This window comes from Pseudoxanthomonas jiangsuensis (assembly GCF_010093185.1).
Lineage (GTDB): Bacteria > Pseudomonadota > Gammaproteobacteria > Xanthomonadales > Xanthomonadaceae > Pseudoxanthomonas > Pseudoxanthomonas jiangsuensis.
In genome coordinates this window covers 15,457-30,070 of the sequence record NZ_PDWL01000033.1, presented here as the reverse complement: position 1 = coordinate 30,070, position 14,614 = coordinate 15,457, and the positions used below count along the sequence as shown (strand labels likewise).

Sequence of the window (14,614 nt, the reverse complement as noted above, 5' to 3'; positions counted from 1 at the left end):
GGCAACGGTTCAGGGCCGGGGGCGGCTTGACCCGGACCGGGGCGGTCGACTAGAATTCCGCTTCTGTCCGCCCTCGATGGCGGCAGGTCCATAGAATAACTACAGAACCGAGAGGCTCCACATGTACGCAGTACTGGTCACCGGCGGTAAGCAATACCGCGTGGCGCAGGGCGAAACGCTCCGCGTCGAGAAGCTCGAGGCCGAGGCCGGCAGCGAGATCAAGTTCGACAACATCCTGCTGCTGGGCGACAGCGACGGGATCAAGCTCGGCGACGCCCTCAACGGCGCCAGCGTGACCGCCAAGGTCGTGGCCCATGGCCGCGCCGACAAGGTCCGGATCATCAAGTTCCGCCGCCGCAAGCACCACATGAAGCGGCAGGGCCACCGCCAGCACTACACCGAAATCGAGATCACCGGAATTTCCGGTTCCGGCAACAAGTAAGGAGAAGCAGTCATGGCACATAAAAAGGCTGGTGGTTCGACCCGCAACGGCCGCGACTCCAACCCGAAGTACCTGGGCGTGAAGCTGTTCGGCGGCCAGGCCGTCGAAGCCGGCAACATCATCGTCCGCCAGCGCGGCACCCAGTTCCATCCGGGCGCCGGCGTCGGCTTGGGCCGCGACCACACCCTGTTCGCGCTGGTCGACGGCAAGGTCGAGTTCGCGGTCAAGGGCGCGGCCAAGCGCCGCACCGTCAGCGTCGTCGCCTGAACGAACCGCCTGCCGCGCGTGTCGCGCGGCACGGTCCGGATCCGGCAGTGATGCAGCGAAAGCCCCGCTCCGGCGGGGCTTTCTGTTTCAGGCCGCATTCCAGGCCATCATTCCAGGCCGTCGTTTCCGTCTGCGGGAACGATGGCCAAAAGCGGTTACGCTTCCGGCGACCCCGCAGCGCCGCGTCAATCCCCGTCCCCTCATTCCCGGTTCCCGCCTGCCATGAAGTTAGTCGACGAAGCTGAAATCGAAGTCATTGCCGGCAATGGCGGCAACGGCTGCATCGGCTTCCGCCGCGAGAAGTTCATCCCGCTGGGCGGGCCGGACGGCGGCGACGGCGGTGGCGGCGGCAGCGTCTGGCTGGTGGCCGATGAGAACCTCAACACCCTCGTCGACTTCCGCCACGAGCGCATCTTCCGCGCCCAGCGCGGCGAGAACGGCATGGGCCGGCAGATGTACGGCAAGGGCGGCGAGGACAAGGTCGTCACCGTGCCGGTCGGCACCGTGGTCACCAATGTCGATACCGACGAGGTGATCGGCGACCTGACCCGCCACGGCGACCGCCTGCTGGTGGCCCGCGGCGGCAAGGGCGGGCTGGGCAACATGCACTTCAAGAGCTCGGTCAACCGCGCCCCGCGCCAGGCCACCCCGGGCGAGCCGGGCGAACAGCGCCAGCTCAGGCTCGAGCTGAAGCTGCTGGCCGACGTCGGCCTGCTCGGCTTCCCCAACGCCGGCAAGAGCACCTTCATCCGCGCCGTGTCCGCGGCCACGCCGAAGGTGGCCGACTACCCGTTCACTACCCTCTATCCGAACCTGGGCGTGGTCAGCGTGGAGGCCCACCGCAGCTTCGTGATCGCCGACATCCCCGGCCTGATCGAGGGCGCGGCCGAGGGCGCCGGCCTGGGCGCGCAGTTCCTGCGCCATCTGCAACGCACCCGGCTTCTGCTGCACCTGGTCGACCTGGCGCCAATGGAAGGGGGCGTGGAAGGCGTAAGCCCGGCCGAGCAGGTGCGGGCGATCGAGCACGAGCTGGGCAAGCACGATCCGGAACTGCTGGCCAAGCCGCGCTGGCTGGTGCTGAACAAGGCCGACCTGATGTTCGCGGACGAAGCCGCCGAGCGCGCCGCCCAGGTGGTGGCCGAGCTGGGCTGGGAGCAGCCCTGGTTCCTGGTCTCGGCGCTGGGCCGCGAGGGCACCTGGCCGATCATGCTCGAGGTGATGGCCTTCCTCGACCGCCAGCGCACGGCCGCCGCCGAGGCGGAAGCAGATGCGGCCGGCTGAGGCCGCAGCGCGGACGACAAAAAACCCGGCCATGGCCGGGTTTTTCGTTGCGTGCGCCGCGATGCCCTGCGGCCACGGGGCGGACGGTGCGGCGGCCGGGCCGCGCACCGTCGTGCCGGGGCTGCGCTCAGGCGGCCTTGATCGCCTTGATCCGGGCGGTCAGGCGGCTCTTGTGGCGGGCGGCCTTGTTCTTGTGGATCAGGCCACGGGCGCTGAAGCGGTCCAGCAAAGGCTGGGCGACGGCGAAGGCGGCTTCGGCGCTGGCGGCGTCGTTGGCGTCCAGGGCCTTGAGGACCTTCTTGACGGCGGTACGGAGCTGCGAACGCTGGGCGGTGTTGCGCGCGTTGCGCACGACCGTCTGCTTGGCGCGCTTCTTGGCGGACTTGATGTTGGCCACGGCGGTGGATTCCTGGATAACGGGTTTACGGAAATGGTGGGGCGTAGAGAACGCGAAATTATGGATGGTTCAACCACTTGCGTCAACCTCCGCGGGTGTGGCAGGCCGGGGCGGGCGGGAGCCGGCCGATGAGCGGTCCGCGCCTGCTGCGCTCCAGCGCGGTGTTTTCGGCGATGACCTTCCTGTCGCGGGTCTCGGGACTCGTCCGCGACCAGGTCTACGCCGTCGTGTTCGGCGCCAACCCGGCCATGGACGTGTTCGTGGCCGCGTTCCGGATCCCGAACTTCATGCGCCGGCTCTCGGCCGAGGGCTCGTTCTCGATGGCCTTCGTGCCGGTGCTGGCCGAGTACAAGGAGAAGCACGGTCCGCAGGCGGTGCGCGAGCTGGTGGATCGGGTGGCCGGCGCGCTGATGGCGGCGCTGCTGCTGGTCACCGCCGTGGTCCTGCTGGCGGCGCCGGGGCTGGCGCGGCTGGTCGCTCCGGGCTTCGTGCCGGGCAGCGCGAAGTTCGAGCTGTTCGTGGAGATGCTGCGGCTGACCTTCCCGTACGCGCTGTTCATCTCGCTGGCCTCGCTGGCCGGCGGCATCCTCAACACCTGGCAGAGGTTCGCGGTCCCGGCGCTGTCGCCGGTGCTGATGAACCTGGCGATGATCGCCGCCGCGCTGGGGCTGGCGCCGCTGATGGACGGCTCGATCAAGGTGTTGGGCTGGGGCGTGTTCGCCGCCGGAGCCCTGCAGCTGGCCTTCCACCTGCCGTCGCTGGCCAAGCTCGGGCTGCTGCCGCGGCCGCGGCTGGATTTCGCCCATGCCGGCGTGCGCAGGATCCTGACCCTGATGGTGCCGACCCTGTTCGGCTCCTCGGTAGTCCAGTTCAACCTGCTGTTCAACACCATGGCCGCCTCGTTCCTGGTCGGCGGCAGCATGACCTGGCTGTACTACAGCGACCGCCTGCTGGAATTCCCGCTGGGCATGTTCGGGGTGGCGATCGGCACGGTGATCCTGCCGCACCTGTCGAGCCGGCACGCGGCCACCGATCCGGACGGCTTCTCGCGCGGACTCGACTGGGGCTTCCGCCTGTGCCTGCTGATCGGCCTGCCGGCCTGCGCCGGGCTGATCCTGTGCGCCGGGCCGCTGATGGCCACGCTGTTCCAGTACCGCAGTTTCGGCGAACTGGACGCGCGCATGGCCAGCTGGAGCCTGATCGCCCAGTCCACCGCGGTCCCGGCCTTCCTGCTGGTGAAGGTGCTGGCGCCGGCCTTTTACTCGCGCCAGGACACCCGCACCCCGGTGCGCGCAGCGGTGGTCGCGGTGCTGGTCAACGCGGCCTGCACGGTGGGCCTGTTCGCACTGCTGCTGTATGCCACCGCGGCCGGCCGGCAGGCGCTGGAGGCTGCCGGCGGCGACTGGCGCGCGGCGCTGGCGCAGATCCACGGCGCACATGCCCTGCTGGCGCTGGCGATCGCGGTGGCCGGCTGGGTCAACGCCTTGCAGCTGGCCTGGCTGCTGCGCCGGGCCGGGGTCTACCGGCGCCGGCCGGGCTGGGGCCGTTTCCTGTTCCAGATCGGGGCGGCCACCGTGGCGCTGGCGCTGGTGGTGGGGGCGTTCCGCCTGCTCTGGCCGGACTGGTCCGACTGGGCCTGGTGGGAGCGCGGCTGGCGGCTGGCGGCGATGGTCGGCGGCGGGGCCGCGGCCTACGCCGGAGTCCTGCTGGCGCTCGGCCTGCGGCCGCGCGAACTGCGCGGTTGAGCGCTCTGGACCGGCCCGGAGCGGCTGCGCCGGCTATACTTCGGCGTTCGGCCCCGGGCCGGCGCCGGTCGGGCGCCGCGGGGGCGCTTCCAGCGGTCATTACGAGTAGATGAGCAGGCTGTTCCGTTACGTCGATGGCGGGTCCCTGTGCCCGCGCGGCAGCGTGGTCTGCATCGGCGCCTTCGACGGCCTCCACCTGGGCCACCGGGCGCTGGTGCGCCATGCGGTCGCGCGCGCGCAGGCGCTCGGGCTGCCGGCGGTGGCGCTGAGTTTCGAGCCGCTGCCGCGCGAATTCTTCGCCCGCGGCAATCCGCCGCCGCGGCTGACCCTGCCGCGCGACCGGATCGAAGGCCTGCTCGGGCTGGGGTTGGAACGGCTGGGCCTGCTGCGTTTCGACGCGGCGCTGGCGGCGATGCCGGCCGAAGACTTCGTGCGCCGGGTGCTGGCCGGACGGCTGGGCGCGCGCGAGGTCTGGATCGGCCCGGAATTCCGCTTCGGCCACCGCCGCGGCGGCGACCTGGCCCTGCTGCAGGCGATGGGCGTGGAGCTGGGCTTCGAGGCCGGGCAGATCGCGCCGGTGCACGCGCACGGCGAGCGTGTCTCCAGCACCCGCATCCGCGAGGCACTGGTCGCCGGCGACTTCGCCCACGCCGCGGCCCTGCTCGGCCGGCCGTACGCGATCGGCGGGCGGGTGGTGCGCGGGCGGCAGCTGGGCCGCACCCTGGGCTTTCCCACCGCCAACCTGCGCTTCCCCAAGACCCCGGCGCTGTCGGGGATCTACGCCACCCTCGTGCACGGCGTGGATGCGCGGCCGTGGCCGTCGGTGTCCAGCTTCGGCACCCGGCCGACGGTGCAGGGCGTGGAGCCTTTGCTGGAGGCGCACCTGTTCGACTTCGCCGGCGACCTGTACGGGCGCCACCTGGAAGTCGAGTTCGTCGCCAAGCTGCGCGACGAGGAGAAGTTCCCCGACCTGCCGGCGTTGACCGCGCAGATGCACCGCGACGCGGCGCAGGCGCGGCGGATACTCGCCGATCTCCCGCAGCAAGCCATGCCTGCACGTGCGGGCAACGAAGCAAGCGCGGCGCCTGCGCCGCACTCCGAACATCATCAAGCCGCCGCGCAACGGTAGAAGCCGTGACCCAAGACTACAAACCCACCCTCCACCTGCCGGCCACGGATTTCCCGATGCGCGGCGACCTGCCCAAGCGCGAGCCGGACACCCTGGCGCGCTGGGAGGCCGACGGCCTGTACGCGCAGCTGCGCGCCAATGCCGCCGGCCGGCCGCTGTTCGTGCTGCACGATGGCCCGCCGTACGCCAACGGCGCGATCCACCTCGGGCATGCGGTCAACAAGATCCTCAAGGACATCATCGTCAAGTCCAAGTACCTGGCCGGCTTCGACGCGCCCTACGTCCCGGGCTGGGACTGCCACGGCCTGCCGATCGAGATCGCGATCGAGAAGAAGTACGGCAAGGTCGGGGTCAAGCTCGACGCCACCGAGTTCCGGCAGAAGTGCCGCGAGTACGCCGAGTCGCAGATCGAGATCCAGCGCAAGGACTTCAAGCGCCTCGGCGTGATCGGCGACTGGGACAACCCATACAAGACCCTGAACTTCCGCTTCGAGGCCGACGAGATCCGCGCGCTGGCCAAGATCTACGACAACGGCCACATCAGCCGCGGCGTGAAGCCCGTCCACTGGTGCTTCGACTGCGGCTCGGCCCTGGCCGAGGCCGAGATCGAGTACCAGGACAAGGTCAGCCCGGCGGTGGACGTGGCCTACGCCGCGCGCGACGCGCAGGCGGTGGGCAAGGCGTTCGGCGTCGAGGTGCCGGCCGGCGTCGAGGTCGCGATCCCGATCTGGACCACCACGCCGTGGACGCTGCCGGCCTCGCTGGCGATCTCGCTGGGCCCGGAGCTGGAATACGCCCTGGTCGAAGGCCCGGACCGCGACGGCCGCCGCCGCTGGCTGGTGCTGGCCGATGCCCTGGCCGAACGCGCCCTGCAGCGCTACGGCGTGGCCGGCGTGGCCGTGCACGCCCGGGCCAAGGGCGCGGCGCTGGAAAACCTGGCGTTCGCCCATCCCTTCTACGACGAGCGCGACATCCCGGCGATCCTCGGCGCACACGTCTCCGACGAGGACGGTACCGGCGCCGTGCACACCGCGCCCGGCCACGGCCAAGACGACTACGTGGTCGGCAAGGCCTACGGCCTGATCGAGAAGTACACCGCGGCCCAGCTCAACCCGGTCGACGGTCGCGGCGTGTACCTGCCGTCCACGCCGGCCGCGCACGGCGTGGAACTGGCCGGCCTGCACATCTGGAAGGCCAACGACGTCCTCATCGAGGTGCTGCGCGCCAGCGGCGCCCTGCTGGCCGCGACCAAGCTGGAGCACAGCTACCCGCACTGCTGGCGGCACAAGACCCCGATCGCGTTCCGGGCCACGCCGCAGTGGTTCATCTCGATGGAGCAGGCGAACCTGCGCGCCGACGCGCTGGCCGCGATCGACACCGTCACCTGGTACCCGGAGTGGGGCAAGGCGCGGATCAGCGCCATGGTCGAGGGCCGCCCGGACTGGACGATCTCGCGCCAGCGCACCTGGGGCGTGCCGATCGCGCTGTTCGTGCACCGCGAGACCGGCGAGCCGCACCCGCGCAGCAGCGAGCTGATGCGCCAGGTCGCCGACCGCGTGGAGCAGGGCGGGGTCGACGTCTGGTACACCCTGGACGCGGCCGAGCTGCTCGGCGCCGAGGCCGGCGACTACGAGAAGATCACCGACATCCTCGACGTCTGGTTCGATTCCGGCGTCACCCACGAGGGCGTGCTGCTGGAGCGCGGCCTGGGCAAGCCGGCCGACCTGTACCTGGAAGGCAGCGACCAGCACCGCGGCTGGTTCCAGTCCTCCCTGCTGACCGGGATCGCGATCGACAAGGCCGCGCCGTACCGGCAGTGCCTGACCCACGGCTTCACCGTGGACGAGCACGGCCGCAAGATGTCCAAGTCGCTGGGCAACGGCATCGAGCCGCAGGACATCATGAAGACCCTGGGCGCGGACATCCTGCGCCTGTGGATCGCCTCGGCCGACTACAGCAACGAGATGTCTTTGTCGCAGGAGATCCTCAAGCGCAATGCCGATGCCTACCGCCGGCTGCGCAACACCGCCCGCTTCCTGCTGGCCAACCTGCACGGCTTCGAGCCCGAGCGCGATCTTCGCCCGCTGGAGGACATGGTCGCGCTGGACCGCTGGATCGTGCACCGCGCCTGGGAGGTGCAGGAGAGGATCAAGGCGGCCTACGCCCGCTACGACTTCGCCGGGATCGTGCAGGCGCTGCTGAACTTCTGCTCGGTCGATCTCGGCTCGCTGTACCTGGACGTGACCAAGGACCGGCTGTACACCATGCGCGAGGATTCGCGCGGCCGCCGCAGCGCGCAGAGCGCGATGTACCGGATCGCCGAGGCCTTCGTGCGCTGGATCGCGCCGGTGCTCAGCTTCACCGCCGACGAACTGTGGGCCTACCTGCCGAAGCGGACGGACGCGGGCGAGCGCGAGGCCAACGTCCTGTTCGCCACTTGGTACGAAGGCCTGGCGCCCTTGCCGGAGAACGCCGAGTTGGGCGCCGCCGAGTTCGAGCGCCTGCTGGCCCTGCGCGAGCAGGTGGCCAAGGTGCTCGAGCCGATGCGCGCCCACGGCCAGATCGGTGCGGCTTTGGAGGCGGAGATCACCCTGACCGCCGGCGCCGACACCGCCGCCCACCTGCAGCCGCTGGCCGAGGAGCTTCGGTTCCTGTTCATCAGCGGCGACGTCACCGTGGTCCCGGCGCAGACCGACGACATCTTCGTCAGCGCCCAGCCCACGGCCAAGGCCAAGTGCGTGCGCTGCTGGCACCACCGCGCCGATGTCGGCGCCGACCCGGCGCATCCGGAGCTGTGCGGGCGCTGCGCCAGCAATGTCGAAGGCCCCGGCGAAGACCGGCGGTGGTTCTGAGCATGGGCAGGCAGAGGCCGCGGCCCAACGCGATGTCCTGGCTGGCGCTGTCGGCGCTGGTCATCGGCCTGGACCAGTGGAGCAAGGCCTGGGTCCTGTCCAGCCTGCCCGAGTACACCGCGGTGCCGGTGATCGACGGCTTCTGGAACTGGTACCGCACCTACAACACCGGCGCGGCCTTCAGCTTCCTGGCCGACGCCGGCGGCTGGCAGGCGATCTTCTTCACCGTGCTGGCGTTCGCCATCTGCGGCCTGCTGGGGTGGTGGCTGTGGCGCACCCCGCGCGGCGACTGGCGCCAGGCCCTGCCGTTCGCGCTGGTGATCGGCGGCGCCCTGGGCAACGTGATCGACCGCCTGATCCACGGCCACGTGGTCGATTTCATCCAGTGGTACTGGCGCGGCCATTACTGGCCGTCGTTCAACATCGCCGACTGCGCGGTGGTCGGCGGCGCGATCGGGATCGCCCTGTTCGGGCTGTTCGACGGCAAGAAGAAACGGGAACAGGGCTAGAATCCAGCCGATGGACGTCATCCTCGCCAACCCCCGCGGTTTCTGCGCCGGCGTCGACCGCGCGATCGAGATCGTCAAGCGCGCCATCGAGACCCTGGGCGCGCCGATCTACGTGCGCCACGAGGTGGTGCACAACCGCTTCGTCGTGGACGACCTCAAGCGCCGCGGCGCGGTGTTCGTCGAGGAACTGGACGAGGTGCCGGACCGGTCCACGGTGATCTTCAGCGCGCACGGGGTCTCCCGCGCGGTACGCGAGGAGGCCGACCGGCGCGGGCTGAAGGTGTTCGACGCGACCTGCCCGCTGGTGACCAAGGTCCATTTCGAGGTCGCCCGGCATTGCCGCGCCGGCCGCGACGTGGTCCTGATCGGCCATGCCGGGCACCCGGAGGTCGAGGGCACGATGGGGCAGTGGCTGCGCGAGAACGAGGGCGGCGCGATCCACCTGGTCGAGGACATCGACGACGTCGCCACCCTGGAACTGGGGCAGCCGGAGAACGTGGCCTATACCACCCAGACCACGCTGTCGGTGGACGACACCCGCGGGATCATCGAGGCCCTGCAGGCGCGCTTCCCGGCGATGCAGGGGCCCAGGCACGACGACATCTGCTACGCCACCCAGAACCGCCAGGACGCGGTGCGCGAACTGGCCGGGCGCTGCGACCTGGTGCTGGTGGTCGGCTCGCCCAACAGCTCCAACTCCAACCGCCTGGCCGAGCTGGCCCGGCGCGAGGGCGTGGAGTCCTACCTGATCGACGGTGCCGACGAGATCGACCCGGCCTGGGTGGCCGGCAAGCGCCACATCGGCCTGACCGCCGGCGCCTCGGCGCCGCAGGTGCTGGTGGACGGGGTGATCGCGCGCCTGCGCGAGCTGGGCGCCGACGGCGTCAGCGAACTGGAGGGCGAGCCGGAGGACATGGTCTTCGCCCTGCCCAAGGAACTGCGGCTGCGCCTGGTCGGCTGAGCGCCCGCGGCTTTCAGCCCATCTTGATCCCGTAGGTGCGCAGCCGCTTGAGGATGGCGTAGAGGATGTCGCTGCGCGCGCCGTAGGCCTGCCGCGGCGAGGATACGAAGCCGGTCGCGTTGAGCACCAGCCGCCCGGCCGCGTCGATGCCGTCGATCTGCACCGAGGGCGCCGGCGCCTCCAGCAGGCCCGGGTGTTCGGCGAACGCCTCCAGGATCAGCTTGCGCACCAGGTCCACGTCGGTGGTCAGCGGCATCGGCAGCAGGATCTTCACCAGGCCCTGGGCGTTGGCGTAGGTGCGGTTGCGCACGATCTTGGTGATCAGCTCGGAGTTGGGCACCAGCACCGTGGTCCGGTCGCCGGTCTGGATCTCGGTGGCGCGCACGTTGATCCGGCGGATGTCGCCCTCGGCGTCGCCCACGATCACCCAGTCGCCGACCTTGACCGGGCGCTCGGCCAGCAGGATCAGGCCGGAAATGAAGTTCTGCACGATCGCCTGCAGGCCAAAACCAATACCCACCGACAGCGCGCTGGCGATCCAGGCGATCCGCTCCAGGCCCACGCCGATCGCCGCCAGCGCCATCGCCACGGCCAGGACGAAGCCGGCGTAGCCGAGCAGGGTCACCACCGAGCTGCGCATGCCCTCGTCCAGCCGCGTGGTCGGCAGGTAGCGCTTGCCGAACCAGCGCTGGGCCACGCCCACCAGCACGCTGACCCCCACGAACACCGCCAGCGCCTGGACAATGTTGCGCGGGCTCAGCACCAGCTCGCCGATCCGGATGCCGCGCACCACCGCCAGCGCGCGTCCGATCAGGTGGTCGGCATCGGCGCCGTAGGGCATCAGCAGGGCGACCACGGCCAGCATCGCCAGGCCCACCCGCAGCGCCGCCGAGAGCACCACCGCGACCTGGTCGACGCGGCCGGCGGCGATGCCGAAGCGCTCGGTGAGCCGGCTGCCGGCCGCGCCCTTGGACGTCAGCAGGGTGGTCACCACGTCGTCGACCACGCGCATCGCCAGGTACAGCGCCGACAGCACCACCAGAACCCAGGCCAGCTGCTGCATCGCGAAACTGGCGAAGGCGACGAAGCCGGTCGCCAGCGCCAGCGCGCAGACCACCGCCACGATCCAGCCGAGCAGGATGGCGGCGTTGATCCATGGGGTGAAATGCGGTTGCGCGGCTACCGCCTCCGGCACCGTCTCCCTGCGCGAGGCCAGGTGCCGGACCCGCAGGAGCGCATTGAACACCACCGCCAGCAGCAGCAAGGCGGTCGCGGTGCTGGCCGCCACCGTCAGCGCCAGGCTCGCGTTGGCCACGGTCAGCACCCGCTCGGCCGCCGCGCCCAGGGTGACCACCAGCGCCATCGCCCACGGGAATGGACGCAGGGCGTGCGCGGCCTCGTCGGAGATAGCCGGCAGCCGCCACGACGGGCGCTTGTGCGAGAGCAGGGCCCGGCCCAGGCCGACGATCAGCGCGGCGAAGGTGACCAGTCCCACGAAGGCCCCGGCCAGGCCGTCGATGCGCGCCGGCGGATCGTCGCCCAGGAGGCCGCGGAGCAGGGTCGCCGCCAGCCAGGTCGCGACCAGGGAGACCAGCACGCTGGCCAGGGCCGGGCCGGAGCGGCGCAGCCGGCCCGCCGGCAGCCAGCGCGTGGCCAGGCGCTGCAGCAGGCTGCGGTTGATCCAGCGCGCGACCACGGCGACCAGCACCGCCAGCGCCAGCAGCAAGGGCGCGCGCGCCGGCTGGGCCCGCAGGCTGCCGGCGAACGCGGTGGCGGCTTCGTTCCAGACCCCGTCCAGGCGCGCGCGGTCGCGCTGTTCGCTGCTGATCAGCGCGCGCCAGAAACGCGGCAAGTAGGGCGGGGTGGTCCGCTCCCACAGCGTGGCCCGGAAGCGCGCCTGGCGCAGCCCGGCGATCCGGTCCAGCAGCTGGGCGCTTTCCACCGAGGTCAGGCGGGCGGTGCGGATCTCCGTATCCAGCGCGTTGCGCTGCTTCTGCAGGGCCAGGCGCTGGCGGGCGATCTCGACCGGTTCGGTGCCGCCCTCTGCGGGCGCGTCGCCCAGTCCCGCCAGGCGTGCATCCAGGCTCTCCAGCTCGGGACTGCGCTCGGCCACCACCTGGTCGGCCCCGGCCTGGATCGCCAGGACCGAATCGCGGGCGCGCAGCAGGTCCTCCTCCTCGTGGCTGCGCTCCAGCCCGGCGTCGATCGCGGTCAGCTCCGCCCGGGCCTGGGCCATGTCCGCGGGCGCCTGCTGCGCCGACGCGGCCCCGGCAAGGGCGAACAGGCACAGGAACGTCAGCGACAACACGGAATGGCGCATGGATGGCGGGGATGCGGGGGACGGAAGGCCAGAACTTAACATCGGCATCGTGACCGGCGGCTCACGCCGCGGCATCGTGACCATCGTTCTCCGATCCAGGAAGGACTCCCCTGCAAGGGAACTGGCCCCGATCCCGGCAAGCGGTTAAAATCCGCGTCCGCCCCGCGCCTGCGCGGCGGTTCCCGCCGGAATAGCTCAGTTGGTAGAGCGGCGCATTCGTAATGCGTAGGTCGCAGGTTCGACTCCTGTTTCCGGCACCACTACCGCGACCTGCGTGCGGCTCCGCCCGCGACGGAATCGCATGCCGGAACGCCCGCGCCCGCAAGGCCCGCGGGCGTTCTGCTTTGCGACCTCAGCGCCCGCCGGCCACGCGCAGGGGCCAGCCCGGGCCGGGGCCGCCCGCGTGCGGCAGGGCCAGCGCGCGCTCCAGGAAGCGCTCGGCGGTCACCGGCCGGCCCAGCAGGTAGCCCTGCAGGTAGTCGCAGCCCAGTTCGCTCAGGTGCCTCTGCTGGCCGTCGGTCTCCACGCCCTCGGCCACCACCTGTAGGTCCAGGGCGCGGCCCAGGGCCACGATCGAGGAGACGATCGCCGCGTCGTCGCTGTCGTGCTCTAGGTCGCGGACGAAGCCGCGGTCGATCTTCAGCTCGGTCGCGGGCAGGCGCTTGAGGTAGAGCAGGCTGGAGTAGCCGGTGCCGAAGTCGTCGATCGAGATCTTGACCCCCAGCGCGGCCAGCTCGTGCAGGATCGCCAGGCTCACCTCGACATTGCGCATGGCCATGTTCTCGGTGATCTCCAGGGTCAGCTTGCCGGCGGGGATGCCGTGCCGGCGCAGGGTCGCCTCCACCGTGGGCAGCAGGGAGGGCGCGGCGAACTGGGCCGGCGACAGGTTCACGGCGATGGTCCAGTCGCCGTGCCCGGCGTCGTGCCAGAGGCGCAACTGGGCGCAGGCCTGGTCGAGCACCCAGTCGCCGATGGCCACGATCAGGCCGCTGCGTTCGGCCAGGGCGATGAAGGCGTCCGGGGCGAGCACGCCGCGCAGCGGGTGGCGCCAGCGCAGCAGGGCCTCGGCGCCGGCCAGCCGCGGCGGCCCGCCGCCGTCGCCGGCCTGGAACTTGGGCTGGTAGTGCAGCATCAGCTGGTCGCGCTCGATCGCATGGCGCAGGTCGCCCAGCAGGCTGAGCTGGCGGTGGGTGGCGCTGTTCATCGACGGGGCGAAGAAGGCGTAGCCGTTCCGGCCGGCGTCCTTGGCGTGGTACATGGCCGCGTCGGCGTGGGCCATCAGCTCGCGCTCGTCGGCGCCGTCGGCCGGATGCATGGCAATGCCAATACTGGTGCTGACCGCCAGTTCGAGGCCGTCGATCTGCACGGGCACTGACACCGCCTCGATGATGGTCTCGGCCAGCACCGCCGCGTCGGACGGCCCGTCGACGTGGGCCAGCAGCACGAATTCGTCGCCGCCCAACCGCGCCAGGGTGTCCTGGCTGCGCAGCACGGCGCGTACGCGGCGCCCGGTTTCCACCAGCAGGGCGTCGCCCTTCTGGTGGCCGTAGGCGTCGTTGACCGCCTTGAAGCCGTCCAGGTCCATGAACAGCACCGCGAACGGCCGCCCCGAGCCGGCCGAGGCCTCGATCGCGTGCTCCATGCGGTCGCGCAGCAGCATCCGGTTGGGCAGCCGGGTCAGCGGGTCGTGCAGGGCGGCCTGGACCAGCTCGCTGTTGGCCTGGGCCAGGGAGGCGGCCAGGCGCGAGGTGCGCACCTGCAGCTGCCGGTCCAGCACCGAGACCACCAGGGTGATGCCCAGGATCGCCACCGTGGTCACGATCACCAGCACCGCCAGCCAGTCCGCCGGCAGCGCGCGGGCGCCGGCCGCGCCGCACATCGCGCCGGGGGCGAAGCGCGCGGCGGCCATGCCGGTGTAGTGCATGCCGACCACGGCCAGGCCCATGATCACCGCCGCCGCGGCGCGGGCGAAGTAGTGGCGGCGCTTCTCCCCGCGCAGGCGGAAGGCGATCCACAGCGCCGCGGCCGAGGCCGCCACCGCGACCAGGATGGACGCCAGGAACCAGCCTCGGTGGTAGTCGATCGACGGCTGCATGCGCAGGGCGGCCATGCCCATGTAATGCATCAGCGCGATCCCGCAGCCCATCAGCAGGGAGCCGCCGGCGCAGGCCGGCCACGGCATCCGCGAGCGGGTAGCCAGCCACAGGGCGAAGGCCGAGGTGGCCATCGCCGCCAGCAGCGAGCCCAGGGTGATCCCCAGGTCGTAGCCCAGGGCGATCGGCAGGCGGAAGGCGAGCATGCCGACGAAGTGCATCGACCAGATGCCCAGGCCCATGGCGCAGGCGCCGCCGGCCAGCCACCAGCGCCCGGCGCGCTGGCCGGCGGCGGCGACGTGGCCGGCCATGTGCAGGGCGGTGTAGGAGGCCAGGATCGCGATCAGCAGCGAGCACAGGACCAGGAGATTGCTGTAACTGCCGGACATCGCGGGGGACTGCGGAATTCAGGTGCGCAGTTGGGATCGGCCGCGGCCGGCGGTTCTGGAGCCTGGGCGTACGCGGGCGTATCGCCGCGGTTAAGCCGCCCGCGCCGTTCCGTGACCGCGGTCGTCGCCAGGTGAGCCTGAGTGAGCCGCGGGCCCTCCCTGCGTTCCGGCGGCGCGGGTCGCGGCTGCTGCGACGGCCTCCGGTATCCTGCCGTCTTCACCTCCGGCG

General features: G+C 71.2%; 11 protein-coding genes and 1 tRNA gene. 9 read left to right on the top strand and 3 right to left on the bottom strand.

The window, feature by feature from the left end; genetic code table 11:
• Window positions 1-121: 121 nt before the first annotated feature.
• The 3 genes from rplU (at window position 122) to cgtA (ending at window position 1,990) form a co-directional block, all read left to right on the top strand.
• Window positions 122-442, top strand: coding sequence for a 50S ribosomal protein L21 (rplU, locus tag CSC62_RS15880; protein ID WP_162407666.1), 321 nt, complete (start codon window positions 122-124; stop codon window positions 440-442).
• 12 nt (window positions 443-454) lie between these two features.
• Window positions 455-709 (top strand): 50S ribosomal protein L27, encoded by a 255-nt coding sequence (gene rpmA / locus CSC62_RS15875; RefSeq protein ID WP_162407665.1) that lies wholly within the window; start codon window positions 455-457, stop codon window positions 707-709.
• Between the two features lie 222 nt (window positions 710-931).
• Window positions 932-1,990: an Obg family GTPase CgtA gene (gene cgtA / locus CSC62_RS15870; RefSeq protein ID WP_162407664.1), complete on the top strand. Its 1,059-nt coding sequence runs from the start codon at window positions 932-934 to the stop codon at window positions 1,988-1,990.
• Window positions 1,991-2,117: 127 nt separating this feature from the next.
• Here cgtA and rpsT read toward each other — a convergent pair whose 3' ends face one another.
• Window positions 2,118-2,387 (bottom strand): 30S ribosomal protein S20, encoded by a 270-nt coding sequence (gene rpsT, locus CSC62_RS15865; protein WP_162407663.1) that lies wholly within the window; start codon window positions 2,385-2,387, stop codon window positions 2,118-2,120.
• 128 nt (window positions 2,388-2,515) lie between these two features.
• Here rpsT and murJ point away from each other — a divergent pair, with 128 nt between their 5' ends.
• The 5 genes from murJ (at window position 2,516) to ispH (ending at window position 9,583) form a co-directional block, all read left to right on the top strand.
• Complete coding sequence (murJ, locus tag CSC62_RS15860; protein WP_162407662.1) at window positions 2,516-4,132, top strand: murein biosynthesis integral membrane protein MurJ; 1,617 nt, start codon at window positions 2,516-2,518, stop codon at window positions 4,130-4,132.
• A 109-nt stretch (window positions 4,133-4,241) separates the two neighbouring features.
• Complete coding sequence (locus CSC62_RS15855) at window positions 4,242-5,261, top strand: bifunctional riboflavin kinase/FAD synthetase (RefSeq protein ID WP_162407661.1); 1,020 nt, start codon at window positions 4,242-4,244, stop codon at window positions 5,259-5,261.
• Window positions 5,262-5,266: 5 nt separating this feature from the next.
• A complete protein-coding gene (gene ileS, locus CSC62_RS15850) occupies window positions 5,267-8,113 on the top strand; it encodes an isoleucine--tRNA ligase (protein WP_162407660.1) in 2,847 nt (948 codons plus the stop codon).
• A gap of 2 nt (window positions 8,114-8,115) precedes the next feature.
• Window positions 8,116-8,622 carry a signal peptidase II gene (gene lspA, locus CSC62_RS15845; protein WP_162407659.1) on the top strand — a complete coding sequence of 169 codons (507 nt, stop codon included), beginning with the start codon at window positions 8,116-8,118 and terminating at the stop codon, window positions 8,620-8,622.
• A gap of 10 nt (window positions 8,623-8,632) precedes the next feature.
• Window positions 8,633-9,583: a 4-hydroxy-3-methylbut-2-enyl diphosphate reductase gene (gene ispH / locus CSC62_RS15840; protein WP_162407658.1), complete on the top strand. Its 951-nt coding sequence runs from the start codon at window positions 8,633-8,635 to the stop codon at window positions 9,581-9,583.
• A 13-nt stretch (window positions 9,584-9,596) separates the two neighbouring features.
• Here ispH and CSC62_RS15835 read toward each other — a convergent pair whose 3' ends face one another.
• Window positions 9,597-11,903: a DUF3772 domain-containing protein gene (locus CSC62_RS15835; RefSeq protein WP_162407657.1), complete on the bottom strand. Its 2,307-nt coding sequence runs from the start codon at window positions 11,901-11,903 to the stop codon at window positions 9,597-9,599.
• A gap of 184 nt (window positions 11,904-12,087) precedes the next feature.
• Between CSC62_RS15835 and CSC62_RS15830 the strand changes: the two genes are divergently transcribed.
• Window positions 12,088-12,163: transfer RNA gene (locus tag CSC62_RS15830), tRNA-Thr, on the top strand.
• Between the two features lie 92 nt (window positions 12,164-12,255).
• Here the strand turns inward: CSC62_RS15830 and CSC62_RS15825 are convergent.
• Complete coding sequence (locus CSC62_RS15825; protein ID WP_162407656.1) at window positions 12,256-14,385, bottom strand: putative bifunctional diguanylate cyclase/phosphodiesterase; 2,130 nt, start codon at window positions 14,383-14,385, stop codon at window positions 12,256-12,258.
• Window positions 14,386-14,614: the final 229 nt, after the last annotated feature.

What these genes read in the sequence shown, in the direction of transcription:
- rplU (WP_162407666.1), top strand. Translation starts at nt 122, where the DNA reads ATGTACGCAGTACTGGTCACCGGCGGTAAGCAATACCGCGTGGCGCAG.
- rpmA (WP_162407665.1), top strand. Translation starts at nt 455, where the DNA reads ATGGCACATAAAAAGGCTGGTGGTTCGACCCGCAACGGCCGCGACTCC.
- cgtA (WP_162407664.1), top strand. Translation starts at nt 932, where the DNA reads ATGAAGTTAGTCGACGAAGCTGAAATCGAAGTCATTGCCGGCAATGGC.
- murJ (WP_162407662.1), top strand. Translation starts at nt 2,516, where the DNA reads ATGAGCGGTCCGCGCCTGCTGCGCTCCAGCGCGGTGTTTTCGGCGATG.
- CSC62_RS15855 (WP_162407661.1), top strand. Translation starts at nt 4,242, where the DNA reads ATGAGCAGGCTGTTCCGTTACGTCGATGGCGGGTCCCTGTGCCCGCGC.
- lspA (WP_162407659.1), top strand. Translation starts at nt 8,116, where the DNA reads ATGGGCAGGCAGAGGCCGCGGCCCAACGCGATGTCCTGGCTGGCGCTG.
- ispH (WP_162407658.1), top strand. Translation starts at nt 8,633, where the DNA reads ATGGACGTCATCCTCGCCAACCCCCGCGGTTTCTGCGCCGGCGTCGAC.
- CSC62_RS15835 (WP_162407657.1), bottom strand. Translation starts at nt 11,903, where the DNA reads ATGCGCCATTCCGTGTTGTCGCTGACGTTCCTGTGCCTGTTCGCCCTT.
- CSC62_RS15825 (WP_162407656.1), bottom strand. Translation starts at nt 14,385, where the DNA reads ATGTCCGGCAGTTACAGCAATCTCCTGGTCCTGTGCTCGCTGCTGATC.